The 25,281-nt window shown below is 73.4% G+C and carries 32 protein-coding genes; 14 read left to right on the top strand and 18 right to left on the bottom strand.

All coding sequences use genetic code 11. The features are described 5' to 3' along the window. Positions 1-71: 71 nt before the first annotated feature. On the bottom strand, positions 72-836 hold the full coding sequence (locus tag ACGFNF_RS26550) for a helix-turn-helix domain-containing protein (protein ID WP_393171416.1): 765 nt from the start codon (positions 834-836) through the stop codon (positions 72-74). 103 nt (positions 837-939) lie between these two features. Between ACGFNF_RS26550 and ACGFNF_RS26545 the strand changes: the two genes are divergently transcribed. Next, complete coding sequence (locus ACGFNF_RS26545) at positions 940-1,446, top strand: VOC family protein (protein ID WP_357577752.1); 507 nt, start codon at positions 940-942, stop codon at positions 1,444-1,446. A 69-nt stretch (positions 1,447-1,515) separates the two neighbouring features. Here the strand turns inward: ACGFNF_RS26545 and ACGFNF_RS26540 are convergent, their stop codons facing one another. Both ACGFNF_RS26540 and coaD read right to left on the bottom strand, forming a co-directional pair. Next, positions 1,516-2,766, bottom strand: a complete 1,251-nt coding sequence (locus ACGFNF_RS26540) for an MFS transporter (RefSeq protein ID WP_393171391.1) — start codon at positions 2,764-2,766, stop codon at positions 1,516-1,518. 69 nt (positions 2,767-2,835) lie between these two features. Beyond that, entirely contained in the window at positions 2,836-3,258 is a 423-nt protein-coding gene (gene coaD / locus ACGFNF_RS26535) for a pantetheine-phosphate adenylyltransferase (protein WP_393171390.1), read from the bottom strand. Positions 3,259-3,335: 77 nt separating this feature from the next. Between coaD and ACGFNF_RS26530 the strand changes: the two genes are divergently transcribed. Then, entirely contained in the window at positions 3,336-4,124 is a 789-nt protein-coding gene (locus ACGFNF_RS26530) for a class I SAM-dependent methyltransferase (protein WP_393171388.1), read from the top strand. Between the two features lie 117 nt (positions 4,125-4,241). On the opposite strand, the gene ACGFNF_RS26525 is transcribed toward ACGFNF_RS26530, so the two are convergent. The 3 genes from ACGFNF_RS26525 to ACGFNF_RS26515 all read right to left on the bottom strand — a co-directional run bounded on the left by ACGFNF_RS26525 (position 4,242) and on the right by ACGFNF_RS26515 (position 6,298). Next, positions 4,242-5,117 carry an alpha/beta hydrolase family protein gene (locus ACGFNF_RS26525; protein ID WP_393171386.1) on the bottom strand — a complete coding sequence of 292 codons (876 nt, stop codon included), beginning with the start codon at positions 5,115-5,117 and terminating at the stop codon, positions 4,242-4,244. Positions 5,118-5,369: 252 nt separating this feature from the next. Further along, complete coding sequence (locus ACGFNF_RS26520) at positions 5,370-5,564, bottom strand: DUF397 domain-containing protein (protein ID WP_357717620.1); 195 nt, start codon at positions 5,562-5,564, stop codon at positions 5,370-5,372. Beyond that, entirely contained in the window at positions 5,552-6,298 is a 747-nt protein-coding gene (locus ACGFNF_RS26515) for a Scr1 family TA system antitoxin-like transcriptional regulator (protein ID WP_393171384.1), read from the bottom strand. The genes ACGFNF_RS26520 and ACGFNF_RS26515 overlap by 13 nt, the downstream gene beginning before the upstream one ends. A gap of 206 nt (positions 6,299-6,504) precedes the next feature. Here ACGFNF_RS26515 and ACGFNF_RS26510 point away from each other — a divergent pair, with 206 nt between their 5' ends. The 3 genes from ACGFNF_RS26510 (at position 6,505) to ACGFNF_RS26500 (ending at position 7,956) form a co-directional block, all read left to right on the top strand. Next, complete coding sequence (locus tag ACGFNF_RS26510; RefSeq protein ID WP_393171382.1) at positions 6,505-6,825, top strand: hypothetical protein; 321 nt, start codon at positions 6,505-6,507, stop codon at positions 6,823-6,825. After that, entirely contained in the window at positions 6,822-7,067 is a 246-nt protein-coding gene (locus ACGFNF_RS26505) for a flavin reductase (protein WP_393171380.1), read from the top strand. Before ACGFNF_RS26510 ends, ACGFNF_RS26505 begins: the two co-directional genes overlap by 4 nt. A gap of 193 nt (positions 7,068-7,260) precedes the next feature. Then, positions 7,261-7,956: a GAP family protein gene (locus ACGFNF_RS26500; RefSeq protein WP_357577760.1), complete on the top strand. Its 696-nt coding sequence runs from the start codon at positions 7,261-7,263 to the stop codon at positions 7,954-7,956. Positions 7,957-7,964: 8 nt separating this feature from the next. Here ACGFNF_RS26500 and fdhD read toward each other — a convergent pair whose 3' ends face one another. Then, a complete protein-coding gene (gene fdhD, locus ACGFNF_RS26495; RefSeq protein ID WP_393171378.1) occupies positions 7,965-8,819 on the bottom strand; it encodes a formate dehydrogenase accessory sulfurtransferase FdhD in 855 nt (284 codons plus the stop codon). A gap of 50 nt (positions 8,820-8,869) precedes the next feature. Here fdhD and ACGFNF_RS26490 point away from each other — a divergent pair, with 50 nt between their 5' ends. The 3 genes from ACGFNF_RS26490 (at position 8,870) to ACGFNF_RS26480 (ending at position 10,940) form a co-directional block, all read left to right on the top strand. Next, a complete protein-coding gene (locus ACGFNF_RS26490) occupies positions 8,870-9,490 on the top strand; it encodes a molybdenum cofactor guanylyltransferase (protein WP_393171376.1) in 621 nt (206 codons plus the stop codon). Beyond that, positions 9,487-9,753, top strand: a complete 267-nt coding sequence (locus tag ACGFNF_RS26485; RefSeq protein WP_393171374.1) for a DUF6457 domain-containing protein — start codon at positions 9,487-9,489, stop codon at positions 9,751-9,753. Before ACGFNF_RS26490 ends, ACGFNF_RS26485 begins: the two co-directional genes overlap by 4 nt. Positions 9,754-9,833: 80 nt before the next feature. Next, positions 9,834-10,940, top strand: a complete 1,107-nt coding sequence (locus ACGFNF_RS26480) for a hypothetical protein (RefSeq protein ID WP_357577763.1) — start codon at positions 9,834-9,836, stop codon at positions 10,938-10,940. 106 nt (positions 10,941-11,046) lie between these two features. Here ACGFNF_RS26480 and ACGFNF_RS26475 read toward each other — a convergent pair whose 3' ends face one another. Then, on the bottom strand, positions 11,047-12,930 hold the full coding sequence (locus ACGFNF_RS26475; RefSeq protein WP_393171372.1) for a beta-propeller domain-containing protein: 1,884 nt from the start codon (positions 12,928-12,930) through the stop codon (positions 11,047-11,049). Between the two features lie 76 nt (positions 12,931-13,006). Further along, complete coding sequence (locus tag ACGFNF_RS26470; protein ID WP_132240496.1) at positions 13,007-13,465, bottom strand: Lrp/AsnC family transcriptional regulator; 459 nt, start codon at positions 13,463-13,465, stop codon at positions 13,007-13,009. A gap of 59 nt (positions 13,466-13,524) precedes the next feature. Here ACGFNF_RS26470 and ddaH point away from each other — a divergent pair, with 59 nt between their 5' ends. After that, the gene (gene ddaH / locus ACGFNF_RS26465; RefSeq protein WP_357577765.1) at positions 13,525-14,358 is read left to right on the top strand and encodes a dimethylargininase; all 834 of its coding nucleotides are present in this window, start codon (positions 13,525-13,527) and stop codon (positions 14,356-14,358) included. Positions 14,359-14,416: 58 nt separating this feature from the next. On the opposite strand, the gene ACGFNF_RS26460 is transcribed toward ddaH, so the two are convergent. Both ACGFNF_RS26460 and ACGFNF_RS26455 read right to left on the bottom strand, forming a co-directional pair. Further along, positions 14,417-15,610 (bottom strand): ABC transporter substrate-binding protein, encoded by a 1,194-nt coding sequence (locus tag ACGFNF_RS26460; protein ID WP_393171369.1) that lies wholly within the window; start codon positions 15,608-15,610, stop codon positions 14,417-14,419. A 79-nt stretch (positions 15,611-15,689) separates the two neighbouring features. Then, entirely contained in the window at positions 15,690-16,487 is a 798-nt protein-coding gene (locus tag ACGFNF_RS26455; protein WP_393171367.1) for an alpha/beta hydrolase family protein, read from the bottom strand. 82 nt (positions 16,488-16,569) lie between these two features. Here ACGFNF_RS26455 and ACGFNF_RS26450 point away from each other — a divergent pair, with 82 nt between their 5' ends. After that, positions 16,570-17,178, top strand: coding sequence for a bacterial proteasome activator family protein (locus ACGFNF_RS26450; protein ID WP_357577768.1), 609 nt, complete (start codon positions 16,570-16,572; stop codon positions 17,176-17,178). Between the two features lie 33 nt (positions 17,179-17,211). On the opposite strand, the gene ACGFNF_RS26445 is transcribed toward ACGFNF_RS26450, so the two are convergent. Further along, positions 17,212-18,024, bottom strand: coding sequence for an HAD family hydrolase (locus ACGFNF_RS26445; RefSeq protein ID WP_357577769.1), 813 nt, complete (start codon positions 18,022-18,024; stop codon positions 17,212-17,214). Beyond that, positions 18,024-18,845: an HAD family hydrolase gene (locus tag ACGFNF_RS26440; protein WP_311409904.1), complete on the bottom strand. Its 822-nt coding sequence runs from the start codon at positions 18,843-18,845 to the stop codon at positions 18,024-18,026. Before ACGFNF_RS26440 ends, ACGFNF_RS26445 begins: the two co-directional genes overlap by 1 nt. A 195-nt stretch (positions 18,846-19,040) precedes the next feature. On the opposite strand from ACGFNF_RS26440, the gene ACGFNF_RS26435 reads away from it, so the two are divergent. Further along, positions 19,041-19,562 (top strand): GNAT family N-acetyltransferase, encoded by a 522-nt coding sequence (locus ACGFNF_RS26435; RefSeq protein WP_393171364.1) that lies wholly within the window; start codon positions 19,041-19,043, stop codon positions 19,560-19,562. 96 nt (positions 19,563-19,658) lie between these two features. On the opposite strand, the gene ACGFNF_RS26430 is transcribed toward ACGFNF_RS26435, so the two are convergent. After that, a complete protein-coding gene (locus tag ACGFNF_RS26430) occupies positions 19,659-20,456 on the bottom strand; it encodes a hypothetical protein (protein WP_393171362.1) in 798 nt (265 codons plus the stop codon). Between the two features lie 112 nt (positions 20,457-20,568). Between ACGFNF_RS26430 and ACGFNF_RS26425 the strand changes: the two genes are divergently transcribed. From ACGFNF_RS26425 to ACGFNF_RS26415, 3 genes are all read left to right on the top strand, one after another. After that, on the top strand, positions 20,569-21,000 hold the full coding sequence (locus tag ACGFNF_RS26425) for an OsmC family protein (protein ID WP_121397474.1): 432 nt from the start codon (positions 20,569-20,571) through the stop codon (positions 20,998-21,000). A gap of 201 nt (positions 21,001-21,201) precedes the next feature. Beyond that, complete coding sequence (locus tag ACGFNF_RS26420; RefSeq protein WP_393171414.1) at positions 21,202-21,546, top strand: metallopeptidase family protein; 345 nt, start codon at positions 21,202-21,204, stop codon at positions 21,544-21,546. 65 nt (positions 21,547-21,611) lie between these two features. Then, on the top strand, positions 21,612-22,334 hold the full coding sequence (locus ACGFNF_RS26415) for an AIM24 family protein (RefSeq protein ID WP_393171360.1): 723 nt from the start codon (positions 21,612-21,614) through the stop codon (positions 22,332-22,334). 126 nt (positions 22,335-22,460) lie between these two features. On the opposite strand, the gene pheA is transcribed toward ACGFNF_RS26415, so the two are convergent. From pheA to ACGFNF_RS26395, 4 genes are all read right to left on the bottom strand, one after another. Beyond that, positions 22,461-23,414, bottom strand: coding sequence for a prephenate dehydratase (gene pheA, locus ACGFNF_RS26410; protein ID WP_327029996.1), 954 nt, complete (start codon positions 23,412-23,414; stop codon positions 22,461-22,463). A gap of 9 nt (positions 23,415-23,423) precedes the next feature. Continuing rightward, positions 23,424-23,903, bottom strand: a complete 480-nt coding sequence (locus tag ACGFNF_RS26405; protein WP_393171358.1) for a hypothetical protein — start codon at positions 23,901-23,903, stop codon at positions 23,424-23,426. Between the two features lie 347 nt (positions 23,904-24,250). Then, positions 24,251-24,640 carry an ACT domain-containing protein gene (locus tag ACGFNF_RS26400; protein WP_121397477.1) on the bottom strand — a complete coding sequence of 130 codons (390 nt, stop codon included), beginning with the start codon at positions 24,638-24,640 and terminating at the stop codon, positions 24,251-24,253. A 75-nt stretch (positions 24,641-24,715) separates the two neighbouring features. Next, on the bottom strand, positions 24,716-25,174 hold the full coding sequence (locus tag ACGFNF_RS26395; protein ID WP_327029994.1) for a hypothetical protein: 459 nt from the start codon (positions 25,172-25,174) through the stop codon (positions 24,716-24,718). Between the last annotated feature and the right edge of the window lie 107 nt (positions 25,175-25,281).

Here is a 25,281-nt window from a genome sequence, read left to right as displayed (position 1 = left end):
AATACCGCGAAGGTCCACGGACGTGTACCGCGGAAGTTCAGGGGCGAATACCGCGAGAGTTTACGGCGAACCTACGACCCGTCCTCCTCGCCCGTGACCCGCTGCCGGTAACTGCTCAGGGAGAGGCCGAGGACCGACCGGAACTCGTTGGCGAGGTGGGCGTGGTCGCTGTAGCCGAGGTCGGCGGCGACAGCGGCCAGGGTCGTGTCCGGGTCGGTACGCAGGCGCTCGGCCGCCTCCTGTAGCCGACGCCTGCGGATCATCGTCGACGGCGGCAGCCCGACGTACCGTCCCGCGAGCCGCTGCAACGAGCGGGTGGACAGGCGCACGCGTACGGCGGCATCCTCGACCGTCCGGATCGCCGGATCCGTGTCGATGGCCTCGGCCATCGCGTTGGCCAGCAGCGCCTCGTCGTTCGGCGGTGGGATCGCCTCGCTGAGCCACCCCGCGAAGGCGTCGACGGCCCGGCGGTGCCGGCTCTGCCGGTCGCCCGGCCCGGTCATCTCGCGGTGCACCCGCTCGCGCAGGTCGGGCAGGTCCACGGCCTCGTAGCGGTCCCGCAGGGCCGCCGGATCCGCGACGAGATGGGGCACGGCCGCCGGCCGCAGCAGGGCGCCGATGGCCCAGCCCGTTCCGGTGAGGTCACGGTGTGAACTGCCGGTCGTCGGCCCGGAGATGCCGACCGCGTCCGGTTCGACGACGAGGTTGCAGGCGGGGAAGGCGATCAGGTGCTGCCGGGAGGACCGCCCCGGCTGGATCTGCCACTCCGGGATCCAGAACCACCGCACCAGCTGCCGCACCGCGTCCGGCGGCGGGAGCCGGTCGAACGTGGGCAGCCGCGCCGGATAGAGGACACCCCGTGGGCTCGCCGCATCCGGGGCGGGCACCTGGCGCGAATCTTCAAGCCGGCCCACGCCCGCCGTTCCTACGATCGGTCACATGACTGCAACGACCCGAGCCGCCGACGGTGCGCACACCACGAACGGTACGCCGCACGGCGCCACCAGCCTGACCCCCTTCCTGGCGATCCCCGACGCGCGCGGCGCCATCGACTTCTACCGGGACATCTTCGGTGCCCGCGTGGTCGACGTGACCGAGATGGGCGGAGTCGTGGCCCACGCCGTCCTCGACTTCGGCCACGGGCTGCTGCAACTCGGCGAGCCGATGCCCGACTACGGCCTCGTCGCGGCCCCCGAAGGGGACCAGGACTGCTACTCGATGGGCCTCTACTGCCCCGACGTGGACGCCGTCGTCGCCCGGGCCGAGGCGGCCGGCGCCGTCGTCCGTGAGGCGCCGTCCACGTTCGTGTCCGGCGACCGGTTCGCCAGCATCAGGGACCCCTTCGGCGTACGGTGGTCGGTCATGACCCGGGTGGAGGATCTCTCCGAGGAGGAGAGCGCGCGACGGGTCGCCGAATGGGCCGAGCAGCAGAACCAGGCGAGCTGACACGGGGCACGGCATTCAGGCTGCGGCGGCAGAACCGGTGCTGTGCGTGGCGGCTCGGCCACCACGAAGTCAGTCTGCCATCACCGGTTCCGCTGCCTCCGGCTCCGCCGTCGGCGTGGGCCGAGTGGGTAGCAGCACGGCGGCGAGCACCGCGCTGGCTGCCAACACGCCGATCACGAGCCAGACCGTGGTGGTGAGGGGCAGGTGTTGTCCGGCGACACTGCCCGCCGACGCGCCGACGACGGTTGCGGCCATCTCGGCAGCCGTGAAAGCGGATCCGACCCGACCGAGCTGGCGGTCCGGGGTCTGACGTTGAACCTGGACCTGGACCAGCATCAGCAGCGCTCCACCGGGCAGACCGGCCAGGGCGATGAAGACCAATGCGGCGACGAAGTGGTGGATGAGGAAGAGCCCGGCGAAGCAGAGGGTGATCACCGCCAGGCAACCGGTGAACGACAGCCGGAGAAGCCCGCTGCGGGACAGCACGTTGCCGACGTATGCGCTGGCCAGGAAGCCGACGCCAAGTGCCGCCATCAGGATGCCCACGTCGCTGGCGTCGCCGCCGAGGACATCGATGACATACGGCACCAGAAGTACGTTCAGAGCGGCGTTGGCCAACAGGAAGAGGCTGGAGACGAGGAGCGTCGCGCGGAGGACGGAGTGCCTGAGCAGGAAGGCCAGGCCCTCCTGGACCTGCCCCCAGAAGGCGGCCAGCCAGGAGGACTTTTCCGGCTGGCGCCCATTGTCGGCCACCCGCAGTGGGCCCATTCCGAAGATCAGCACGGCGGAGAGCAGATACGTCGCGGAGTCGATCAGCACCAGACCGTCGAAACCCACGAGGGCGTAGAGCGCGCCGCCCAGGGGTGCGCCGGCGAGGCGGACGATGCCGCTCGCAACCGTGTTCCAGGCGTTCGCCGCGTCCAGGTCACCGCCCCGACCGACGACTGCGGGCACCGCCGCCCGGGCCGCCGGCTGGAAGAAGTGCCCGATCGCGCTCTCGAAGAACATCGCCGTGTAGAGCAGCCACAGCATGCCCGGATCGTCGACCACGAGCAGTGCCAGCACGATGACCATGCGCAGCAAATCCGCTCCGACCATGACCGCTCGCCGGTCCCAGCGGTCGACCAGCACCCCGGCCAGGGGCGCGAAGGCGATCGCGGGCAGGGTCTGCGCGACGAAGGCGAGACCACTGCTGAACGTCGACCCGGTCATCGTGTAGACGTAGACCGGCACCGCGACGATCATCAGCCAGTTGCCCAAGTTGGACAGTAGCGTGCTGCTCCAGAGCAGGCCGAAACGCCGGTTCCTGATGAAGATCACCGCTCTCCTTCCTCCTCGGTGGGAACCGCTCGCGTGACACCCGGCCGTCCGTGGCTGCATGGACGAAGGTCACTTCCCTAGCGTGCGTACCGCGGTCGAGGACACCGCGGTCAGTTCGGGCTGCGCAGGCAGGAACACCGTGGGGACACCGAGCGACTCGTTCATCGCGGCGAGCCGGTACTCGCTCTGCATGTCGGTGGTGTTCCGCAAGCCGCGGACGATCACTCCTACCTCATGGCGACGGCAGTAGGCGGAGGTCAACCCGCTCCAGGCCGCAACGCTCACGGAGGTCCACCCGACCGGCAGAACGGCCCGGACAGCGGCCGCTCGCGCCTCTTCGTCGGTGCCCGGATTCTTGAGGCTGTTGACGGCGACGAGCACGACCACTTCGTCGAAGAGGCGGCGTGCCCGGTCCACCACGTTCAGATGCCCGGGAGTGAAGGGATCGAAGCTGCCGGGGTAGACCGCCCGCACGCCTCTGCCGGTGCTCATGGCCCGACTGTAGGCGCCGGCCATGCCCTGAGCAGAATCGCTCGCTTTCCGAGCTGCGCCGCGGGCAGGCTGTCGAGATGAGAGCGAGCTTCAGCGGTGAGGTGGCGACGTACTACGCGAGGCACCGGCGTGGTTACCCGCCCGAGGCGCTCGACGCCCTCATCGGAGCGTTCGGCCTCAGCGCCGAGGACACGGTGGTCGACCTCGGCTGCGGCACCGCCCAGTTGAGCCTCCCGCTCGCCGCCCGGGTCGGGACCGTCATCGGCGTGGACCCGGAGCCGGACATGCTGGTTCTGGCCCGCCAGGCCGCCCTCGACGCCGCGACGGTCAACACCGTGTGGATGCTCGGCACCGACAACGACCTGCCCGCGCTGGGTCGGCTACTCGGCGGACGGACGATCAGCGCGCTGACCGCCGCCGTCGCCATCCACTTCATGGACCGCGACGCGCTGTTCAGGGCCGCCCGGCCGCTGTTGCGTCCCGGCGGTGGCGTCGCCGTCGTCACCAACGGAGCGCCGCTGTGGCTCCAGGACGCCGACTGGTCCAGGGCACTGCGCGATTGCCTGGAACGGCTGCTCGGGCACCCCGTCACAGCTGCCTGCCAAACCGACGACGCCGGCCGCCTACGCAACCGGGACGCCCTCGTTCGCGCCGGCTACCGGTACGCGGAGTCGTCGGTGCAGTACGACGCACCGCTCACCGTCGATGACATGGTGGGCGGAGTCTTCTCCGCTCTGTCGACCGACCGGCTGCCGTCCACGCAGGGACGAGCCACGTTTGCCGCAGAGGTGCGCGACGCCCTCGGCGGACGCGACGAGGTCACCGAGCGGGTCCGCGTCTGGCTCCAGTTCGGTACGCCCGACTGAAGCCACACGTCGCCCAGCCAAGCCTTCCATCTCCACGGCCGCCGGGCATCGGAGCGCGCCCCGGATGGTCAGGCCCGCTCGGCCAACTCGGCGACGAACGCGTGCCAGGCCGCCACGTCATCGAACTGTGGGGAGCCGCCGGTCCAGCCAGGAGAGCAGGATCTGTGCGTACTGCGGGCTGATGCCGGTCAGGTTTTCGGCCTCGTGCAGGGTGGGCGCGTGGTCGCAGCCGGCCAGCCGGGCGATGGTCAGGTCTGCCGCAACGGCCGCCCGGCGCCACACCGTCAGGCTCTCCTCGATCGGGATCCAGGCGTCGGTGTCGCCGTAGCAGAGCAACACCGGGCAGGTCAGCGCCGCGAATACCGGCTCCGGATCGAAGTCCATGTCGGCCCAGGCGCCGGGCTCCGGCACCTCGCGCGGCAGGAACGCCAGCGGGAACCACGGCCGCTCGACGGCGGCGTCCAGCTCCGCCTGGGCGACCGTCCGGGACAGCCCGCCGCGAAGGTACGCCTCTGCGACCCCACGCAGCCGGTCCAGCTCGGCGAGGTCGGCGTCGCCGTACCCGTGGCGGCGCAGTTGCTCGGCGGTGCCGTACCGCATCTGCCGGGCGGGGCTGACCCCGCTGCACCCGACGAGCACGAGCAGGTCGACCGGGTGGCGGCTGGCGGTCAGCGCCGCCGCCCAGGCCCCCTGGCTGAACCCCCACAGTCCGACCGGGACGTCACCGACCTGCCGGCGCAGCACGTCCAGGGCCGCCGCCGCATCGTCGGCCTGGGCGTTCATCGGCACGTCGCGTCCGTCGATCCGGGGGCGCCGGTCGTAGCGCAGCACCGCGATGCCGGCAGGCGGCAGCAGCCGGGCCAGGTGCTCATAGAGGAAGTACGACCGGTTGTCGGCGTGGGAGCCGTGCAGTACGGCGAGGGCGCCCCGGGCCGGCCCGGCCGGCAGGGTCAGGGTGGCGGGGAGTTGCTGCTCGCCGACGCTCAGCTCCATGCCGGGCAGTCAAGCACCGACCGGGCGTCTCCGTCTCGCCCGGTGGAGGAGCTGGCGGCGCGCCGATGCGGTCCACCGCCGGGATCGGGCGGCCCTTGCGGCTCGCGTGGGACTGTCGAGCTGATGTCGCAGACGATTCACCGCCATCCGGTGTCGCAGCGAACCATGCATCGCCTGATGTCACAGACGACTCAGCTCGACAGCGTCGCGCGACCTGCTCGCCCGCGCCGGGCCCGACGTGCGCTTCGGACGTCAGGCCCGCTCGGCCAGTTCGGCGACGAACGCGCGCCACGCCGCCGGTGCGAAGGTGAGTGCCGGGCCGGCCGGGTCCTTCGAGTCACGGACGCCGACGACGCCGGGAAGATTGTCGGCGACCTCGACGCAGTTGCCGCCGTTCGAGCTGCTGCGGGTGCTCTTGCGCCACTGCGCGCCGGTCAGGTCAGCCATGATCTTGCCTCAAGGAAGTCGATGGATTGGTCTCGCGGAAGCGCGAGCGATCTCACGGTATCCCACACGGCCCAGAGCGGAGCAACGTCATTTGTGATGCGGCCGGCGGCCTGATCGTCGAGGTAGCCGACGTCCTCCCCATCGCTCGTCGTGGCGATGACGAACGGTCCGGCCTGCCCCGGGTGGAACCCCGCGTTCAGCGGCAGGACATGCACCATGACGTTTGGTCGCGCGGCCATCTCAGCCAGGTGGTCGAGCTGGGGCACCATGACTGCCGGCGTGCCTCGCCGCAACGCCCCCTCATCGATCACGAAGACTGAGAGGGGTGGGCGGGGCCGCTCGAATACCGCAGCCTGCCGTCGCAGTCGCGTTTCGACGTAGCCGGCTGCGTCGGCTACGAGAGGGCCGCTAGCGAGTACCGCGCGGGCGTACTCCTCGGTCTGAAGAAGCCCGGGAATGACAGTGGATTCGTAGCAGCGCAGGCCGGCTGCCTCGCGCTCGATGTCCGTCCATGGCTGAAACCACGCTGGCTCTCTTCGCTTCAGTGCGTCCGGCCAGAGCTCTTCTATGTCCTTGTTCAGGATCTCGGCGACCCGGGCACGGTGTCTGGTCTGCGGGATTCGTCCCTGGCTCACCCAGCGTGCCGCCGTCTTCGGGTCGACACCGATCTGAGCTGCGAGGCTCTCCGCAGTCTCGCCGGCCTTCGCCATCGCTACCTGAACCGCCCGGTTCATCCCCGCTCCTCGCCTGAACGTCCTGAATATCCCCGGTACAGACTGCTACGCGGTGTGATCGGATGGCAACCCTCGGCAGGGTGCTTTGTAGACGGCGCGAGCCGGTGGAGGCATCCCGAGGCCCGCCGGTCGTGCCGCGAGGGGGTCGCCGCCGGGCGAGCGTCCGTGGCGGCCCCCTCCTCCACCGATGGACGAGGGGAAAGACCTTGCCGGAGCGCCAGCCGCCGCCAAAGCCGGACCCGAAGCCGGACCCGAAGCCCGTGCTGCGGCAGATCAGGTCGGGTGACGTCCTGCACCTGACCCGGTCCGCGAGCCCGCAGTTCGTCCGCCCGATCGTGGTGCGCGTGATCCGCGTCCTGACCGACTGGCACACGTACCACGGTTGGTGCTGGATCGACGTCTACCAGCTGGACGCGCGCGGCGACGCCGTGGACCGGCGCTCGCTCTACGTGTGGTGCGAGGGGGTCCGCTGGCGTACCGCAGCTTCGGCCTCGCTGGCGACGGCCCGCCGGCGGGTCCCGGCATGAACCGGCGCCGCGCCCATCTGCCCACCCGGCCTACCTGGCGCTGTGCGGCCTGCGGGATCGCCTGGCCGTGCTCGGCGGCGAAGCTGCGGCTGCTCGCCGAGTACCGGACGGACCGACCGGCCCTGCTGATGCACCTGGCGACCCTCCAGGCCGAGGCGGGCGAGGAACTGGCCGCGCTGGACCACGCCACGACGCCAGCCGACCTGACCGCCCGCTTCACCGCCTGGGCCCGCCCGCGCTGACCGCCGCCGAAAGGCACCATCCCCCGAAACCACCGCGACGGGGAGCGCCGCCAGCGGGGAGCGCCGCCACGGCGGGCCCTGGCACGCTGGTCTCCGTCGAAAGATGTAGTGGACGTTCGTTCCGTAGGGCGAGTCGACAGGACCGACGCCGGCACAGAATGGGTTCCGTGCACACCTCCATCGCTGGCCCCGCATGAGCGTCGGACTGCTGCTGTCGCTCGCCGGCCTGGCCCTGGTCGACAGCACGAGCATCGGCACGCTCTTCATCCCCGTCTGGCTGCTGCTCGCACCCGGGCAGGTCAACGCCCGCCGGATCCTCGTCTACCTCGGCACGATCGTCGTCTTCTACTTCGGCGTCGGGCTGCTGCTCGCCCTCGGCGGCAGCCGGCTGGCCGACGTCCTCGGCGGGGCGATGGACAACCGGCCGGTGCTCTGGGCGCAGCTCGTCCTCGGGGTCGGGCTGTTCCTGCTCAGCTTCCGCTACGACAGCAAGCGGCGTCCGCGCAGCGGCGGGGTGCTGCGCTGGCGGGACCGGGCCACCGCCGGCGACTCCTCCGCGCGGTGGCTGGTGGGGCTGGCGCTGCTCGCCGCGCTCGCGGAGGTGGCGACGATGCTGCCGTACCTCGGCGCGGTCGGCCTGCTGACCACCTCGGGGCTCGGCGCGGCCGAGATGGTGGGGCTGCTCGCCGGCTACTGCCTGGTCATGGTCCTGCCGGCGGTGCTGCTGCTGGCGGCCCGGATGGCGCTGCCGAGGCTGATCGAGCCGGTGCTGGCCCGGCTCAACGCCTGGATCATGCGAACCTCGGGCAGCATGCTCGGCTGGATCCTCGGCATCGCCGGCTTCCTGGTGGCCCGCGACGCCGCGTTCCGGCTGGGGCTCTTCGGCTAGCGGGCGGATCAGGTGGTGATCCGGTCGGGGCGGGCGTAGACGTTCATCGCCTCGCCGCGCAGGAAGCCGACCAGCGTCAGCCCGGCCTCCTCGGCCAGTTCCACCGCCAGGGTGCTCGGCGCGGAGACCGCCGCGAGCAGTGGCACCCCCGCCATCCACGCCTTCTGGGTCAGCTCGAAGCTCGCCCGCCCGGAGACCAGCAGGACGTGCCCGGCCAGCGGCAGCCGCCGCTCGCGGACCGCCCAGCCGACCACCTTGTCGACGGCGTTGTGCCGGCCCACGTCCTCGCGCAGCACCACCAGGTCGCCGTCGGCGGTGAACAGGCCCGCCGCGTGCAGGCCGCCCGTGCGGTCGAAGCCGCGCTGCGCCGCGCGCAGCCGGTCCGGCAGCGCGGTCAGGACCGCCGCCGGCACGGTCAGCGGGTCGTCGCCCACCGCGAAGACCGATCGGGTACGCACGGCGTCGATGCTCGCCTTGCCGCACACCCCGCAGGAGCTGGTGGTGTAGAAGTTCCGGGCCGGATCGACGGCGGGTTCGGGCACGCCGGGCGCCAGCACCACGTCCACCACGTTGTACGTGTTGGGCGTCTCCGTGCCGGCGCAGAGCTGCGCGGTGCGCACGTCGTCGGCGGAGCGGATCAGCCCCTCGGTCAGCAGGAAGCCGATCGCCAGGTCGAGGTCGTCGCCCGGCGTACGCATGGTCACCGCGAGCGGCCGTCGCCGGCCTGGACCGGCCGCACCGACCCGGATCTCCAGCGGCTCCTCCACGGCGAGGCTGTCCTGCCGGCGTACCGAGGCGCGGCCCGTCGCCGCCGCGTCGAGGTCGATGCGGAGCACGCCGCGCCGGTCAGTCGCCCGTCCCATCCCGCCATCCTGCACCCCCGCCCGATCCGTCGCGCGGCTACCGTGACCGGATGGACGCGTACGCGGCGGTGGTGCTGGCGGGCGGGGCCGCGCGCCGGATGGGGGGCGTCGACAAGCCCGCCCGGACGGTCGGCGGCCGGCCCATGCGGGACCGGGTGCTCGCCGCGGTCACCGATGCCGCGCCGCGCATCCTGGTCGGGCCGGCCGGACCGGTGCCCGCCGGGGTGCGGGTGACCCGGGAGGAGCCGCCGGGCGGCGGCCCCGTCGCCGCCGCCGCGGCCGGGCTGGCCCTGCTCGACCCCGGTACGCCGGTGGTCGCCCTGCTCGCCGCCGACCTGCCCCTGCTCACCCGCGCGGCGGTCGGGGAGTTGCTCGGCCACCTCGACGCCGGTCACGACGGCGTCTGCCACGTCGACGGCGACGGGCGGCGGCAGACCCTCTGCGGCGTGTGGCGGGTGGCCCCGCTGCGCGCCGCCCTGGACCGCCTCGCCGCCGAGCGCGCCAGCGGGCAGCCCGACGGGTCCGCCGCGCCGCTCGCGGGGGCACCGATCAGGGCGCTGCTCGCCGGGCTGCGGGTGCGCGAGGTGCCGTGGGCCGGTGCCGGCCCGCCGCCCTGGTTCGACTGCGACACTGACGAGGACGTACGCCGGGCGGAGGAGTGGGCGCGATGACGGTCATGGACGACTGGGTGACGGCGGCCTGTGCCGAGCTGGACCTGGATCCCGCCCAGGTGCCGGTGCCGGCCGTGCTCGACCTGGCCAAGGACGTGGCGCACCAGGTGCTGCGGCCGGGCGCGCCCGTCACCGCGTACCTGCTGGGGCTGGCGGTCGGGCGGGGCGCGGACCCGGCCGGCGCGGCGGCCCGGCTCAGCGCGCTGGCCGCCGCCTGGCCGGTCGGTCTCGGCGCCGAACGCCCGGGCGGGACGGCCGCCTGACCTCCGTTGTCCGATCACGGTCGGGCTGATTCGTCTCCCCCGTTCCGTGGGTAGGGTGACCGTGACGGACGGAGGCGATCATGACGGCAGACCACCCCTCGGCGCCGGGCGGCGACTCGCCCGGCACCCTGCCGGCGCACCACGAGCCGATCCTGCTCGACGAGCCCAGCACGGCCGACCTGCGGGCCAAGGTCACCCAGGCCTGGCACGAGTTCGCCCGGGCACTCGCCGAGCGGTTGGCGGCGCTGCCCACTGGCACGCACGTGGAGCTGACGCTCGACCCGACCGCCTCCGGCACCGGCGACGCGGTCTACTCGGTCAGCATCGACGTCGGCGAGGAGGGCCGACTGGCCGCCCGCGCGGTCGGCAACGCCACCCTGCCGGACGGCTACCGGCTGGACCGGGCCGCCGTGGCGGACATGATCGCGCTCGGCTGGTCGCCGCCCGGCGTGGTGCCGGGCTCCGGCGAGCACTTCGGGCTGGACAGCGGCACCGCCGAGGCCACCCGGCTGGCCGCCCTGCTCACCCGGACGCTGCGCGACGTCTACGGCGCCCCGCACCCCGCCTTCCTCGTCTACCTCATCCACGACGCCGAGGGCGAAGCGCTACCGGTGGAGCCGCTGGGCACCGCGCGCAGCGAGTTCGGCCCCGACCGCAACGTGGAGGCCGACCTGGACGAGGCGCTCGCGGCGGCCGCCGCGACCCAGGCGCCCGAGCACGACGCGGCCGCGCTCGCCGAGCAGGTCCGCACCGTCGTCTCGACCATGCTCAAGTCGGAGCCGGACCGGTTGCAGGTCGACTCCGACGGCGACATCAACATCCGCGCCGGTTCGGCGATGGTCTTCGTCCGGGTCCGCGACAACCCGCCGCTGGTGGACGTCTTCTCCCCGGTGCTGACCGAGGTCGAGCCGACCGAGCGGCTCTACGTGAAGCTCTCCGAGCTGACCAACCGGATGCCCATCGGCCGGCTCTACTGCGCCGACGACACCGTGTGGGCGTCCATCCCCGTCTTCGGCCGCAACTTCCAGGCCACCCACCTCATGCTCGCGGTCCAGGTGATGACCGGTCTCGCGGACGAGCTGGACGACCGCCTGCACGGCGAGTTCGGCGGGAAGCGGTTCTTCGGCGAGGGCGACAAGCCGGTCAAGCTTGATCAGGAGGAACACCGCACCGGCATGTACCTCTGATCCACGCCCCGCCACCGGTGGGCGACGGGGTGCAGCCCGGAGCGGTGGTGACGGGTGGAGCCCGGAAACCCCGAGAAACCGGGCCCCACCCGCCGGGGAGGGAGGATCAGGTCACGGGGAGCCAGTCGAGGCTCCGGGCGGTGGTCGGATCGGTGGCCCGCAGGCCGGCGGCGGAGACGGTCCAGAGCACGTCCCCGACCAGCAGCGACCGCAGGACCGGGCCCGCCGGGCCGGTGTGGGAGACCGTGCCGACCTCGTCGATGTCGGTCCCGGACACCCGCAGCAGGCGTACGTCGTCGCCGACCGGCAGCGCGACCAGGCCCGTCTCCGGGTGGTGCAGGAAGGCGTGCGTGTCGTGTTCCAGCGCGGAGTACGCCTTCGGCACGTGCCACTGGTCGAGCCGGCTCGGCCGGGCCGGGTCGCGTACGTCGAACAGCGAGACCTGGAGCCCCTGCGCCCGTCCCCGCCGGTCGGCCTCCTGGCCCACCCCGAGCAGCCGGCCCTCCGGCAGCGGGTGCAGGTACGCCGAGTAGCCGGTGATCTTCAGCTCCCCGGTGACCCGGGGCGCGGTCGGGTCGGTCAGGTCGACCGCGTAGAGCGGATCGGTGAGCCGGAACGTGACCACGTACGCGGAGCCGCCGAGGAAGCGCACAGAATAGATCCGCTCGCCGGGGCCGAGGCCGGTGACCGCGCCCGTCCGGACCAGCGTGTGCCCGTCGGGACGCAGCACGTGGACGGCGGACTCCGAGTCCGGCCGGGTGCCCCAGGCGTCGCCCGTGGTGGTGGCCACCCGCAGGTGCCCCTGCCACTCCGAGAGGGCGTACTGGTTGATGAGCGACCCGGGCACCGAACCGGAGGCCACGTAGCGGGGACGACCGGGCGCGCCGGTGTCGAACCGGTGGATCTCGGTGACCTGCGGGTCCGGCCGCCGGACGTCCCCCCGGAACGCGCCGGGCCGGGGCGGCACCGGCCGTTCCCCGGCGAGGTAGAGGCTGCTCCCGGTGCCGTAGACGGTGGTGGCGTCAGCGGCGACGCTGACCGGGTCGCCGTCGCCGAGGCGGTCGCCGGCGAGGTCGAAGCTGAGCACGGTCAGCATCGACGTGCCGGACCAGGCGGGCGGCCGGCTCAACCGGTCGCAGCCGACGCGGCCGGTGTGCCGTTCCGTTCCGGCCGTCCACTCGTACGCCGGCAGCCACGCCTCCACGCCGGCGGCGGTGATGACCGCGCGGTTGGCGGCGGTCCGCGTCGCGTCGGTGCCCCGTTCGGCGTACGGGAAGACCAGTTGGGGGCGGCTGCGGACCACGACCCGCGCGGTGGTCCCCGTCTGCCGGGCGTCGACGAGGCTGCCGTCCATCCGGTAGGTGCCGAGCACCCGCGGCGTGCCCGCGAGGTCGACCAGGATCAGGCGCGGCGCGGTGCGGGCCCGCGCGGCGCGGGTCGTCGACTGGAGTTCCGCGCCGATCTGGGTCAGCACCAGCGCCCGGTCGCCGTGCAACAGCAGGGTCGCCTGCTCACCCCACGCCAGCTCCGGCAGCGTCCGCGTGAGGTCGAGGCTGCCGGTCTCCCGGCGGGCGGCCGGGTCCACCACCCGCAGCACGCCCCGGGTGACGGTCACGATCCGCCGCCCGTCGGTCTTGACCAGGTCGGGTTCGTCCGCGCCGGCCTCGTGCACGTTGGTCGTGGAGTGCTCCTGGGCGGGCTGGGCGGACTGGGCTGACGCCCGGGACCCGGACGCGTCCTTGGCCACGTCGCCGAAGGCGGCCCCGGTGCGCCAGCCGTTGCCGAAGCCCCACGGGCCGACGGAAGCGTCGGCGGCGGCGCGGAGCCCGCCCAGCGCCTGGGCGCAGGAGTCGTAGGAGACCAGCACGGGCGCGGCCGTCGGCTGCCTCGGGCGCGGTGGGTCGGGCGGCGCCGCCGGGATCGCGCTGCCGCCGAGCAGGGTGAGCGCGGCCAGCGTGCCGACCGCGAAGATGTGGGCTCCCCGTGTCATGGCCGGTTCGACGCGCCCGGCCGGCGGGTGGTTCCGGCCCTCCGCCGACCTTCCGCGCCGCGTTCCGCCGCTCCGGTCAGCGGGGCGAGGGGCCGACGCCGGGGGAGTCCACGAGCCGGGAGAGCACGATGGTGCTCCGGGTCGAGGTCACGAAGGACTCGGCCCGCAGCCGTTCCAGCGCCGCCTCCAGGTGCCCGATGTCGGCGGCCCGCAGGTGTACGAGGGCGTCGGCCTCGCCCGAGACGGTGTACGCGCCGACCACCTCCGGGTGCCGGCGGGTGGCGACCCCGATCTGGGCCGGGGTGGTCCGACCGGCGCAGAACAGCTCGACGAACGCCTCGGTGGTCCAGCCGACGGCGGCGGGGTCGACGACGGCGGTGAAGCCCCGGATCACGCCGGCCGCCCGCAGCCGGTCGACCCGTCTCTTGACCGCCGGAGCGGAGAGCGACACCCGCTGACCGATGTCGGCGTACGAGGCGCGGGCGTCCGCGACGAGCAACGCAATGATCCGCTGGTCCACGTCATCTATCTGCAACGTTCCGCCTCTGGGAAGCAACGGTTGTGGCTGTTACCAAAGTTCGAGGGTACCTACCCTTGGTCATCGTGAACCAGCAGCGAGTCGCGCGAAAGCGGACATATCTCATGTGCTCGCCCGAGCACTTCGCGGTCGAGTACGCGATCAATCCGTGGATGGACGTGACCACCCCGGTCGACTCGCAGCTTGCGGTCAAGCAGTGGGACCGGCTGCGGGAGACCCTGGTCGGTCTCGGCCACGAGGTGCACCTGCTGACCCCCGAGCAGGGCCTGCCCGACATGGTCTACGCGGCCAACGGGGCGTTCGTGGTCGACGGCACGGTCTACGGCGCGCAGTTCAAGCACGAGCAGCGGGCCGCCGAGGCCGCCGCGCACCGGGCGTTCTACGAGGCGCAGGGCTGGCGGTTCATCGCGCCGATCGAGACCAACGAGGGCGAGGGCGACTTCGCGTACCTGCCGGAGGCGCACGGCGGGCTGATCCTCGCCGGGCACGGCTTCCGCACCGAGCTGCCGGCGCACGCCGAGGCGCAGGAGGCGCTCGGTCGGCCCGTGGTGTCGCTGCGCCTGGTCGACCCGCGCTTCTACCACCTGGACGTCGCGCTCGCCTCGATCGACGACGAGAACGTCGTCTACTACCCGGGCGCCTTCTCGGCCGCCAGCCAGCGGGTGCTCACGCAGCTCTTCCCCGACGCGGTGGTCGCCGACGCCGAGGACGCCCTGGCCTTCGGCCTCAACCTGGTCAGCGACGGGCTCAACGTCGTGCTGAACAGCGAGGCGACCCGCCTGGCCGGGAAGCTGAAGGCGGCCGGCTACCACCCGGTCCCGGTCGAGCTGGCCGAGCTGAAGAAGGGCGGCGGCAGCGTGAAGTGCTGCATCGCCGAACTCCGCCACTGACCCGCCGCTCCGCCGCCCCACCGCCACCGGACGCGTGGGGGTGGGGCGGGGTGGTGGTTCAGCCGAGCGTGGCCAGCTCGGTCACCAGGACGTTGGAGAGCACCTGGCCGTCGAGCTGGACCTCGCGCAGGTACCACCTCTGCTGCGGCGTACGGGGCTGGTTGAACTGCCACACCCCGCGCGGGCTGTCGATCTGGCCGATCTTGCCGAGGGCCAGGTTGACCTGCTGCGGGGTGGGCGACCCGCCGGCGATCCGGATCGCCTGGTCGAGCACCTGCGCGGCGTCGTACGAGGCCATCGCGTAGGTGGTCGGCGAGGTGCCGTGCTTCTTGCGGTACGCCGAGGCGAACCGGCGGTTGGCCGTGTTGTTCAGGTCGGACGAGTAGTTGAGCGCCGTCTGGATGCCCAGGGCGTCCTCGGCCTTGACGCTGCTCAGCACGGTGCCCTCGGTGAGGAAGCCGGGGGCGTAGACCTTGCCGGTGAACCCCTCGATGCGCAGCTGCTTGATGAACTCGACGGCGGCCGGCCCGGCGAAGAAGCAGAACACCGCCGTCGGGTTCCGGCCCAGCGCCTTGCGGATGTCGGCCCGGTACGCGGACTTCGACGGGTTGGTGAAGACCTCCGTCGAGACCACCGCGTCCTTGATCCGGGGGTCGGACTCGCCGAACTCCTGCCGGAAGCCCCGCACCACGTCCTGGCTGCCGACGCTGTCCGGCGCGATGATCGCCAGCCGCGCCGACGACTCCAGCTGTTCGCGCAGGTAGCGGCCCAGCGCCCGGCCGGCCTCGTCGAGCACGTACGACGTCCGCCAGATGTAGACGACGCTCTGGAGGCTGGACGGCGAGGCGTTGGAACCGATCAGGGGCACCCGGGCCTGTTCGACGGTGTCCCGGATGCCGGACATGACGTTCGCGTCGACCACGCCGGTGAGGGCGAGCACGCCCTGCTTCAGCAGCCCCTCGACGGCGGCCTTGCCGGTCTTGACGCTCTCGCCCTCGTCGGCGGTGAGCAGGGTGGTGGGGTGCCCGCCCAGCAGCTTGTCGTTGAGCTCGAGGAAGAGCTGGAAGCCGTTGGTGATCTCGTCGCCGATCGCCTTGAGGCCGCCGCTGGTCGGCGCCACGAGGCCGATCTTGATCGGGCTTCCCGTGCCCGCCTCGCCGTCGGCGTCGTCGGTGCCGCACCCGGCGACCAGTCCGGCCGTACCGAGAGCGGCCAGCAGTTGGAGGGCCCGCCTGCGGTTCATCTGCGACACCGAGTTCCTTCCGGGGAGCGTTGCAGGGCGGATCACGCCCCCTCGGCGTTCTACCCGGTCAGCGACGCTGCGTCAATGCTTAGCGATCTTTCCGCAGCGATCGGAAAGCAGCCGTGATCTGTGTCCACGCGGCGGACTCCGGATCGATGAGCCCGAAATGCTCGCATTCCGGCAGCTCAACGAGGTGAACGTCGCCGCCCGCCGCCCGGCCGGCGGCGACGAACTCCCGACTCATCCCGACCGGAACCTGCTCATCGAGTGAGCCGTGCGCGACTACTGTGCGTGTCGGAATGGGCACCAATGAACGTGGATCCGCCGCGGCGTACCGCTCGGGGTGGTCCGCCGGGCCGCCGCCCAGCAGCGCGGCCACCGCACCCTCGTCCAGATCCAGCCGGTACGCCTCCGCGAGGTTCGACACCGGGGCCAGCGCCAGCACGCCGCCGACGACGTCCGGGGCGGTCGCCGCCACGTACAGCGCCAGGTGTCCCCCCGCCGAGTGGCCCACCAGCAGCGGCGGCCCGGCGGCGACCCGGCCGGGCAGCGCCTCGGCCGCGAGCCGGGGCAGCTCCGTCACGCCGGTCAGCACGTCGGTCAGCGTCGCGGGCCAGCCGCCACCCGGCTGCCCCGTCCGGCGGTACTCCACCTGCGCCACCGGGTGGCCCAGCCCGGCCAGCGCGGCGGCCAGCGGGTCGGTGTGCCGCCGGTCGTACTCGGCCCGCCAGAAGCCGCCGTGCACCACCACGACCAGCGGCCGGGCCGGGCCCGACCCGGCGGGGACACGCAGGTCGGCGAGCTGGTCCGGGTGGTCGCCGTAGGAGACGGTGACGTCCGGGGCCGGAGCGGGGCGGCTGAGCACGTCGCGGGGGTCGGCGGGCATGGCGCGACCGTAGCGCGGATCACGCGCGGATCCGCCGTCGGGATCGGTCCCCGGGCGCATGGGCGCTCGCGGCTGGGTAAAGATGGGTCCCATGACCGAAGCGCACTCCGCTGGACAGAACGACGAGCCGGGCCAGGATGGCACCGGTCACTCCGGAACGGTGGTGGTGGTCGGCCCGGACGGGCGGCCCGTCGGCACCGTGCAGACCGACGAGGCACACGGCGAGGACCCGACCCGACTGGTCGAGCAGCCGGCCAAGGTGATGCGGATCGGCAGCATGATCAAGCAGCTGCTCGAGGAGGTCAAGGCCGCCCCGCTCGACGACGCCAGCCGGCACCGGATGCGGGAGATCCACCAGCGGTCGATCGTCGAGCTGAAGGAGGGGCTCGCCCCCGAGCTGCGCGAGGAGCTGGAACGCATCTCGCTGCCCTTCACCGAGGAGAAGGCGCCCAGCGAGGGCGAGCTGCGCATCGCGCACGCCCAGCTCGTCGGCTGGCTGGAGGGCCTGTTCCACGGCATCCAGGCGGCCCTGGTCGCCCAGCAGATGGCCGCCCGGGTGCAGCTGGAGCAGATGCGTTCCGGCCGGCAGGCGCTGCCCAGCGGCCCCGGCGTCGGCATGCTGCCGGGCATGCCGGGGATGGGCCAGCCGCCGCAGGGCGGCGAGGGGCACAGCACCGGCCAGTACCTCTGACCGCGCGGCCGGCCGGGGACGCCGGCCGGCCGCTCACCCCACCCCGAAGACCTTCTCCAGGTACGCCGCCACGCCGTCCGCCGAGTTCGCCGCCGTGACCTCGTCGGCGATCTCCAGGACGGCGCGGTGCGCGTTCGCCACCGCCACTCCCCGCCCGGCCCAGGTCAGCATCGGCACGTCGTTCGGCATGTCGCCGAAGGCGAGCACGTCCCGGGCGTCGATGCCGAGCCGCGCGCAGTACCACGCCAGCCCGGCCGCCTTGGTCACGCCGGCGGCGGAGATCTCCACCAGCCCCGAGTACGACGAGTGGGTCGCCTCGGCCAGCCCTTCGAGGGCCGCGGCCACCAGCGCGACGAACGCGTCCGGATCCTGCTCGGCGGACCGGGCCAACAGCTTCACCGCCGGTGCCGCCAGCAGCTCCTCGGGGGTCTCGACCGCCCGGATCGCGTCGTGGTCGGCGTCCCAGCGCAGCGGGTAGTGCGCCTCGTGCCGCATCTGCCGGCTGTCGACGATCTCCACCGCGAAGCTGATCTCCGGCACCTCGGCGCGCAGCCGCCGGGCCACCTCGGCGAGCAGCTCCGGGGCGAGCGGGTCGGCCCGTACCACCTCGTCCGCGACCGGGTCGTAGACCACCGCGCCGTTGGCGCAGATCGCCGGCAGCGGCTCGGCGAGCTGCTCGTACACCATCTTCAGCCACCGGATGGGACGGCCGGTGACCAGCACGACCGGCGTGCCCCGCGCGGACAGCCGGGCCAGCACGTCGGCGGTGTGCGGGCTGAGCGTGCGGTCGTCCCGGAGCAGGGTGCCGTCGATGTCGGTGGCGATCAGCCGTGGTGCCTCTCCCATCAGCGGGACAGTAGCCGATCGAGGTACACCGCCACCCCGTCGTCGTCGTTGCGCAGGGTCACCTCGTCCGCGGCGGCGCGGACCATCGGGTGGGCGTTGGAGACCGCGACCCGGGCCCAGCCGGCCCACTCGAACATCGGCAGGTCGTTGGGCATGTCGCCGAAGACCAGGACCTCGGCCGGGTCGACGCCGAGGCGCTGCGCCACCACGGTCAGCCCGGTGGACTTGTCGACCCCCGGCGGGCAGATCTCGACGAAGCCCAGCCCCGCCTGGGTGAGCGTGGCGACCTCCGGCGCGACGATCCGCCGGGCGACCGCGAGCAGTTCGTCGACGTGGTGGTCGGCGGTCCGGACGAACGCCTTGATCACGTCGCACGAGAGGCACTCGGCGCGGCTGCGCGCCTCGAACTCGTGCTGGTAGGGCCAGCTCGGGTGGTAGTCGCCCCAGAGCGGGGCACCGTGCTCGTCCGACGCCTCGACCATCACGGTCAGCGGCCCGACGGCCGCCTCCAGGTCGGCCAGCAGCGCGGTCAGCACCTCGGCGGAGAGGCGCTCGTCGCGCAGCACCACCGGCCCGGCCGGGTCGCTCTGGTCGACGACCCGGCCGCCGCCGGCCATCACCAGGAAGTCCGCGGCCCGGATGTCGTTGCGGGTCATTCCGGCCAGCCGGGGCCCGCGACCGGTAGCGCCGACCACCGGGATACCGGCGGCCCGCACCCGGTCGAGCACCGCGTGGGTGTACGCCGAGACGGTGTCGTCGCTGCGGACGAGCGTCCCGTCGAGATCCGTGGCGATCAGCTTGGGCAGGCCCGGGCGGGTCATCGTTCCTCCTTCGCCCGCCGCCGTCGCAGCCAGCCGTCTCGGTCCTCGGTGCCTCGACCCTGAGTGACGGCGGGCAGCAAACGTACCTCGCGGAACGGGCCCCCACCATGGCGTTGCGGCGAATGCCGTGCCAACGGTCGACGGCCCGCCGGTGTCCCCGTCCGGGGCCCTGCCGCGGGCCGTAGGGTGGGACGGATGGGAGAGCGGGACTGGCCGGTGGCGGAGGCCGTCGACACCGAGCGGCTGCTGCTGGAGCCGCTCCGCGTCGACCACGCCGAGGAACTCGCCCCCCTCCTGGACGACCCTGCCCTGCACGAGTACATCGGGGGCGGCCCGGCCACCTTGGAGCAGCTCCGGGAGCGGTACCGCCGGCAGACGGTCGGGCGGTCGCCGGACGGCCGGGAGGGCTGGCTCAACTGGGTCGTCCGGCACCGGGACAGCGGCGACGCGGTCGGCACCGTGCAGGCCACCGTGCGGCTCGACGGTGACCGGCCGGTCGCCGAGCTGGCCTGGGTCGTCCTGACGCCGCACCAGGGCCGCGGCTACGCCGGCGAGGCCGCCGCCGGCCTGGTCGGCTGGCTGGCGGAGCGCGACATCCGGGCGCTGGTCGCGCACGTGCACCCCGACCACCGGGCCTCCGCACGGGTGGCCGAGCGGCTCGGCCTGCGGGCCACCGACGAGCGAGCGGACGGCGAGGTCCGCTGGGTGGCCCCCTGAGGGACGCCGCCCCGGCGAGCGGGTACGGGCGAGGTCGTCCTCGTCGAGCGGCCGGGCTGACGTTCGTCACCCTGGTCGTGGCGAACCGGCCCCCGGTCAGTCCGGGAGTTCGGGACGGGCGAAGGGGGCGGCTGGCCCGACGGTGAGGTCGGCCGGCGCGGGCGGCAGCCCGTCGTCCGCCAGGTCCCGCGACCTGCGGCGGCGCCAGCCCACCGGCTCCGCCTCCGCTCCGCCGTCCGCCTCGCTGCCGGCGCCCGCCTCGGCCCTGCCGTCCCCCTCGGCCCCCGCCTCGGTCCCGCCGCCGGACTTCCCGGCGATCCGGGCCGTGCCGGCCGGGGCCAGCTTCAGCGCCGCCGCGAAGAGCGCACAGGCCAGGAACGCCGTCACCAGGCCCCGGCCGTACTCGACCTGGAACCCGTCGTCCGTGGAGTAGAAGAAGACGCGTTGGGCGGCCTCGTCGAGCGAGGCCGTGGCCGCGACCAGCAGCCCCAGCAGCGCCCCGGCCACGGCCAGCCCGGCGAGCCGGGCGTTCGGACGCACCGCGGGAGTGCCACGCAGCGCGAGCACCACCGCGCAGACCAGGGCGAACAGCCCGACCAGGTAGCCCACCCCGAACCCGCCGACGTCGGACACCCCGCCCGGCACCCGCAGCGGGGTGTTGCCCTGCGGGCCGCCGTTGGGGATGGTCATCACCTGCCACTCGCCGAGCATCGAGGCGAGGGCGGCCACCGCGCCGAGCGCCGCGAGCAGCACGGGGAGCCGGGGGTCCCGGCCCAGGCCGGAGAACGTACGCCCGAACCGCCCCGGCCTGTCCGGCTGGGCGGTGCCCCACTCCAGGACGGCGGCACCGTCGGACCGGTGTTCCTGCCGGGGAATGGGGGAACTCTGGGACATCGGCCACCCTTCCGCGTTCGCGGGCCTGCCCCGAATCATGACACAGTACGCACCCGGTGACGCGGAGCGTGAACGGTCGCCGGAGGGTGCCCGTTGGGCTAGCGTCGGGTGCATGCCTATCCGTACCGCTTCCGCACAATGGCAGGGCAACCTCACCGAGGGGTCCGGCACGATCCGCACCGGCAAGGGCGGGCTGGAGGGGAACTACTCCTTCAAGTCCCGTTTCGAGGAGGGTGAGGGCACCAACCCCGAGGAGCTGATCGGCGCGGCCCACGCCGGCTGCTTCTCGATGGCCTTTTCCAAGGCGCTCGCCGAGGCCGGCTCGCCGCCCACCTCCGTGGAGACCACCGCCAAGGTCCACCTCGACAAGACCGACGCCGGGATGACGGTGACCCGGATCGAGCTGGACACCGTCGGCCAGGTACCGGGCATCGACGAGGCGCAGTTCACCAAGCTCGCGGAGACCGCCAAGGAGAACTGCCCGATCTCCCGCCTGCTCGCCCCGGGCGCCCAGATCAGTCTGACCGCCCGCCTCGCCTCCTGACCGTCCCCGTCGTCGGCGTCGACCGCCACGGGGACCACGCTCCCCGTGGCGGCCCGCCGAGCCGGACCGGCGCGCCCGACCGGCCGCAGGCTTCGACCGACCCCGGCGGTCGAGCCGGACCGAGGCGGCCCCGGCGCTCGGACCGGCGGGTCTGACCGGCGCGGGCGGGCCGTGTCGTCGGGCAGAATGGGCGGGGTGCCGGTGGAGATGAGTCGCGAGCGCTTCGAGGAGCTGGTCGGCGACGCGCTCGACGAGGTGCCCGAGGAACTCCTCGCCCTGATGAGCAACGTCGTGATCCTCGTGGAGGACGATCCGCCCCCCGGCGAGGACCTGCTCGGCCTCTACGAGGGGCACGCCCTCACCGAACGCGGCTGGGACTACGCCGGCGTGCTGCCGGACCGCATCCTCATCTACCGCAACCCCATCCTGTGCATCTGCGACGACGACGAGGACGTCGTCGACGAGGTCGCGGTGACGGTGGTGCACGAGATCGCCCACCACTTCGGCATCGACGACGCCCGCCTGCACGAGCTGGGCTGGGGCTGACGGGCGGCGGTTGCCACCGTCGCCTACCGTCGGTCCAGGTACCGCGAACTCAGGAGGCACTTCCAATGCGCAGCGAGCTGTTCTCGGCGGAGAACCTTGAGAAGGAGTCCGCGCAGCCCGGCATGCGGCTGCAGAACTCCAAGATGTTGAAGGTCGAACTCAACGGTGAGGTGATGGCCCGGGTCGGGTCGATGGTCGCCTACCAGGGGCAGGTGCAGTTCCAGGCGCTCGGCTCCGGCGGGCTCGGCAAGTTCCTCAAGCAGAAGCTGACCGGCGAGGGCGTCCCGCTGATGAAGGTCTCGGGCCGGGGTGACGTCTTCCTCGCCGACTTCGCCAAGGACGTGCACGTCATCGACCTGGAGCCCGGCGACGCGCTCTCCATCAACGGCTCCAGCGTGCTGGCCTTCGACTCCACCCTCCAGTACGACATCCGGATGGTCGGCGGGGCCGGCATGGCGTCCTCGTCGGGGCTGTTCAACTGCGTCTTCAGCGGTTACGGCCGGATCGCCATCACCACCAAGGGCACTCCGGTGGTGCTCAGCGTCGACGCCCCCACCTACGTCGACCCGCAGGCGGCGGTCTGCTGGTCGGCCAACCTCCAGACCGGCTACCACCGCGCCGAGCAGCTCAGCCTCGGCACGCTGCTCGGCCGGAGCACCGGCGAGGCGTTCACGATGAGCTTCGCCGGCCAGGGCTTCGTCGTCGTCCAGCCCTCCGAGGAGCCGCCCGTCATGGGCAGCGGCTCCCAGGAGCAGCAGGGCGGGCTCCTCGGCGGCCTGCTCAGCTGAGGCACGCCCCGCACCACCCCGCACCGCCCCCACCCGCGTCGACCGGCCCCGCCGGATCCGACGCCGGTCGGGGGCGGTGCCGTTGCGGGGCCCGCGGTCGGCTCCGGGGCGGTCCCGGGCCTGCCGTCAGCCGAGGTCGCCGGCGCGCAGGCGGGCCAGCCAGGCGGCGGCGTCGGCGTAGTCGGCGTCCGAGAGGCCGGCGGGGGCCGGGATCGGGCGGTCGCCCGTCCCGGGGAACCGGTGCCGGGGGTACGAGCCCAGGAAGCGCACGTCGGCGCAGACCCGGCGCAGCCCCTGCAACGCCTCGCCCAGGCGTACGTCCGCCACGTGCCCGGCGCAGTCGAGGAAGAAGACGTAGCGGCCGAGCGCCTCACCCGTCGGGCGGGACTCGATCCGGCTCATGTTGACCCCGCGGACGGCCAGCTCCATCAGCACCGACAGCAGCGCGCCCACCCGGTCGTGCGCGATGTAGACCGCCAGGGACGTCACGTCGTCGCCCGTCGGCGGCGGGGGCGGCCCGGGGCGGGACACCAGCGCGAAGCGGGTCACCGCGTCCGGGTGGTCGGCGATCTTGTCGGCGAGCACGTCGAGCCGGTGCCGCCCGGCCCCGATCGGGGCGCAGATCGCCGCGTCGTACTCGCCGGTGGCTGCTCCGGCGGCGGCGGCGCCGTTGGAGAGCACGTCGACGACGACGGCGTCGGGCAGGTGCGCGCGCAGCCAGCCCCGGCACTGGGTGGACGCCTGCGGGTGGGCGGCGACGCTGCGCACGTGCGGGAGCGTCGTGCCGGGCCGCGCGGCGAGCACGAACTCGACCGGCAGGACCACCTCGCGGGTGATCACCAGGGGCTCGCCCTCGGCGAGTTCGTCCAGGGTCACCCCGACGGCGCCGCCGATCGAGTTCTCCAGCGGCACCAGAGCCGCGTCGGCCTCCCCGGTCCGTACGCCCTCCAGCGCCTCGGGGACGCTGCGGGCCGGCGTGCGGCTGCCCCGCTCGGCGGCGGGGATGCTCTTCAACGCCTGCTCGGCGAAGGTGCCCTCCGGCCCGAGATAGACGAAGCGCGTCGGCGGTGTTCCCGGCATGGCGACAGCCTACGCACCCGGTACGCCGAGCGACCCGCCCTCGCAGACGCGCGTCCGGATGCCGGGCGGCCCGGCGGCGCGGACCTCGGCGGTGCAGACGTCGGTGCCGGCGGTGACCAGTCGCGGGGCGCCCGGCCGACCCTGGGTGATCACCTGGAGCGTCTCGTGCCCGGTGACGTCGAGCACCGTGTAGTGCCACTCGCCGGCGCAGAGCGGCCCGGTCCGCACCCGGACCCGCACGCCGTTCGGCAGCACGCCACCCCGGCCCCGCACCAGGTCGACGATCCGCGCTCCCGAGGGGCCGTCCGGGCACGGGACCGCGACCAGACCGGGATCGACCGTGGGGGTGGGCAGGCCGGTGGCGGGCGGCAGGCTCGGCGCGGTGCTGGGAATGCCGGTCGGTGCGGTGCTGGCGGTGCGGGTCGGCGCGGTGGTCGGGGCGGGCTTCCGAAGCTCGGGCGGCGTGCCGCAGGCGGCCAGGGAGAGCACGGCCAGCAGCGCGGCTGCCGCTGCCGGTGCCGCCCTCAGCCCCGTGGCTGGCTGGACCGGCCGGTGCCGGCGCGGGTGGCGGTGATCGGTGGCGCGGGTAAGAGCGGGTCGCCGGGCAGCAGACGGGCGTGCCGTACCGGCGGGTGGCCGGGGCGTCACCGATGGTTGGTCCGCGTGGGCGTGCGGCCGGCCCGCTCCGGGGTGCCCGGCGTCGACGCGGGGCGGGCGGGCGGGTGTGGCGGGGCGCGAGGGGGTGGGCGGCACGGCCGATCCTCGGGACATCGGGGAGCGTCACTGCGGCCGGGAGGCCGAGCCCATCCTAGGAGGAACCGGCGGGCGGGTGAAGATCAGCCGAGGACGCGATGGCCGGCACGTTCCAGCGCGGCGGTCGCCTCGCGGAGCCGCACGGCGGGAACCAGCAGGTAGTCGGTGTCGTAAGTGGAGAAGGCGACCACGCTGACCCGGGCTGCGGCGAGGGGGTCCACAAGCGCGGCGAGGGTGCCGCTGACCGCCAGGTCGAGCGGTTCGGCGACCCGCAGGCAGCGCCAGGCGGTCTCGCCGACGGCCTGCTCGGGCGCCCGGTCGGCGGGGCAGATCAGCGAGATCCCGTCGGCCGTCCAGCTCACCGTGACGACGTCGCCGTTGCTCAGCCCGCCCGACAACTCGGGCGGCAGGGCGGAGCCGGCGGCCAGGCGGCACACGGCGTACTTCCCCGGCAGCAGAGCGATATCGAGCATGAGGGCACCTTACGGCCTCGGTACGGGCCCGCCCCAGATTCGCCGCGTGCGGCGAACGCCACATCCCGCCGCTGGTCAGACCGGGGAGAAGAACGTGAGTGAACCGGCGACCGTACCGCTGGTGAACACCGGGGTGGAGATCGCGTCGACGGTCGAGTCCGGCGCGTCGGTCGACGCGGCCTGGACCCGGAGCAGCCCTCGGGCCAGGCGTCCGGAGGAGAGCGCCAGCAGCGGCGGGATCTTGTCGATCTCGGGCTCGGTCAGCTCGCAGCGGTTCGCGGTGAAGTCGAGCAGCCGTAGCCCGCCGTCGAGCAGCGGCAGCCCGGTCACGTCCTCCGGGTCGCCCAGGAAGAGCAGCTCGCAACCGGCGACGGAGACGGCGACGACCCTCGTCCCGGCGTCGATCAGCAGGCACGGCTCGTCGGCGTGGGAGACCGTGGACGACCACCGACCGAGGTTGTCGAACTCCTGGCCTGTCGGTGTTCCCGCCGCCGGCACGAACACGTCAGAGAGCGAGAGTTCGACGTGGGCCACCGCGCCTCCTATGTACACCGACGGTCCGTCCACGCTAGCCGGTCGTCGCGGGTGACGCCGACCGCGCGTGGTCACCGGGCCGCCGGTGGGTGAGGGAGTGCCCTGAC

The sequence above is a fragment of the Micromonospora sp. NPDC048868 genome, assembly GCF_043198195.1.
Classification (GTDB): Bacteria; Actinomycetota; Actinomycetes; order Mycobacteriales; family Micromonosporaceae; genus Micromonospora; species Micromonospora reichwaldensis.
This window is presented reverse-complemented; position numbering and strand designations above follow the sequence as displayed.

What these genes read in the sequence shown, in the direction of transcription:
- ACGFNF_RS26500 (WP_357577760.1), top strand. Translation starts at nt 7,261, where the DNA reads ATGAGCGTCGGACTGCTGCTGTCGCTCGCCGGCCTGGCCCTGGTCGAC.
- ACGFNF_RS26475 (WP_393171372.1), bottom strand. Translation starts at nt 12,930, where the DNA reads ATGACACGGGGAGCCCACATCTTCGCGGTCGGCACGCTGGCCGCGCTC.
- fdhD (WP_393171378.1), bottom strand. Translation starts at nt 8,819, where the DNA reads ATGGGACGGGCGACTGACCGGCGCGGCGTGCTCCGCATCGACCTCGAC.
- ACGFNF_RS26445 (WP_357577769.1), bottom strand. Translation starts at nt 18,024, where the DNA reads ATGGGAGAGGCACCACGGCTGATCGCCACCGACATCGACGGCACCCTG.
- ACGFNF_RS26425 (WP_121397474.1), top strand. Translation starts at nt 20,569, where the DNA reads ATGCCTATCCGTACCGCTTCCGCACAATGGCAGGGCAACCTCACCGAG.
- ACGFNF_RS26480 (WP_357577763.1), top strand. Translation starts at nt 9,834, where the DNA reads ATGACGGCAGACCACCCCTCGGCGCCGGGCGGCGACTCGCCCGGCACC.
- ACGFNF_RS26485 (WP_393171374.1), top strand. Translation starts at nt 9,487, where the DNA reads ATGACGGTCATGGACGACTGGGTGACGGCGGCCTGTGCCGAGCTGGAC.
- ACGFNF_RS26435 (WP_393171364.1), top strand. Translation starts at nt 19,041, where the DNA reads ATGGGAGAGCGGGACTGGCCGGTGGCGGAGGCCGTCGACACCGAGCGG.
- ACGFNF_RS26430 (WP_393171362.1), bottom strand. Translation starts at nt 20,456, where the DNA reads ATGTCCCAGAGTTCCCCCATTCCCCGGCAGGAACACCGGTCCGACGGT.
- ACGFNF_RS26440 (WP_311409904.1), bottom strand. Translation starts at nt 18,845, where the DNA reads ATGACCCGCCCGGGCCTGCCCAAGCTGATCGCCACGGATCTCGACGGG.
- pheA (WP_327029996.1), bottom strand. Translation starts at nt 23,414, where the DNA reads ATGCCGGGAACACCGCCGACGCGCTTCGTCTATCTCGGGCCGGAGGGC.
- ACGFNF_RS26400 (WP_121397477.1), bottom strand. Translation starts at nt 24,640, where the DNA reads ATGCTCGATATCGCTCTGCTGCCGGGGAAGTACGCCGTGTGCCGCCTG.
- ACGFNF_RS26415 (WP_393171360.1), top strand. Translation starts at nt 21,612, where the DNA reads ATGCGCAGCGAGCTGTTCTCGGCGGAGAACCTTGAGAAGGAGTCCGCG.
- ACGFNF_RS26530 (WP_393171388.1), top strand. Translation starts at nt 3,336, where the DNA reads ATGAGAGCGAGCTTCAGCGGTGAGGTGGCGACGTACTACGCGAGGCAC.
- ACGFNF_RS26545 (WP_357577752.1), top strand. Translation starts at nt 940, where the DNA reads ATGACTGCAACGACCCGAGCCGCCGACGGTGCGCACACCACGAACGGT.
- coaD (WP_393171390.1), bottom strand. Translation starts at nt 3,258, where the DNA reads ATGAGCACCGGCAGAGGCGTGCGGGCGGTCTACCCCGGCAGCTTCGAT.
- ACGFNF_RS26455 (WP_393171367.1), bottom strand. Translation starts at nt 16,487, where the DNA reads ATGCCCGCCGACCCCCGCGACGTGCTCAGCCGCCCCGCTCCGGCCCCG.
- ACGFNF_RS26525 (WP_393171386.1), bottom strand. Translation starts at nt 5,117, where the DNA reads ATGGAGCTGAGCGTCGGCGAGCAGCAACTCCCCGCCACCCTGACCCTG.
- ACGFNF_RS26450 (WP_357577768.1), top strand. Translation starts at nt 16,570, where the DNA reads ATGGGTCCCATGACCGAAGCGCACTCCGCTGGACAGAACGACGAGCCG.
- ACGFNF_RS26520 (WP_357717620.1), bottom strand. Translation starts at nt 5,564, where the DNA reads ATGGCTGACCTGACCGGCGCGCAGTGGCGCAAGAGCACCCGCAGCAGC.
- ACGFNF_RS26515 (WP_393171384.1), bottom strand. Translation starts at nt 6,298, where the DNA reads ATGAACCGGGCGGTTCAGGTAGCGATGGCGAAGGCCGGCGAGACTGCG.
- ACGFNF_RS26490 (WP_393171376.1), top strand. Translation starts at nt 8,870, where the DNA reads ATGGACGCGTACGCGGCGGTGGTGCTGGCGGGCGGGGCCGCGCGCCGG.
- ACGFNF_RS26505 (WP_393171380.1), top strand. Translation starts at nt 6,822, where the DNA reads ATGAACCGGCGCCGCGCCCATCTGCCCACCCGGCCTACCTGGCGCTGT.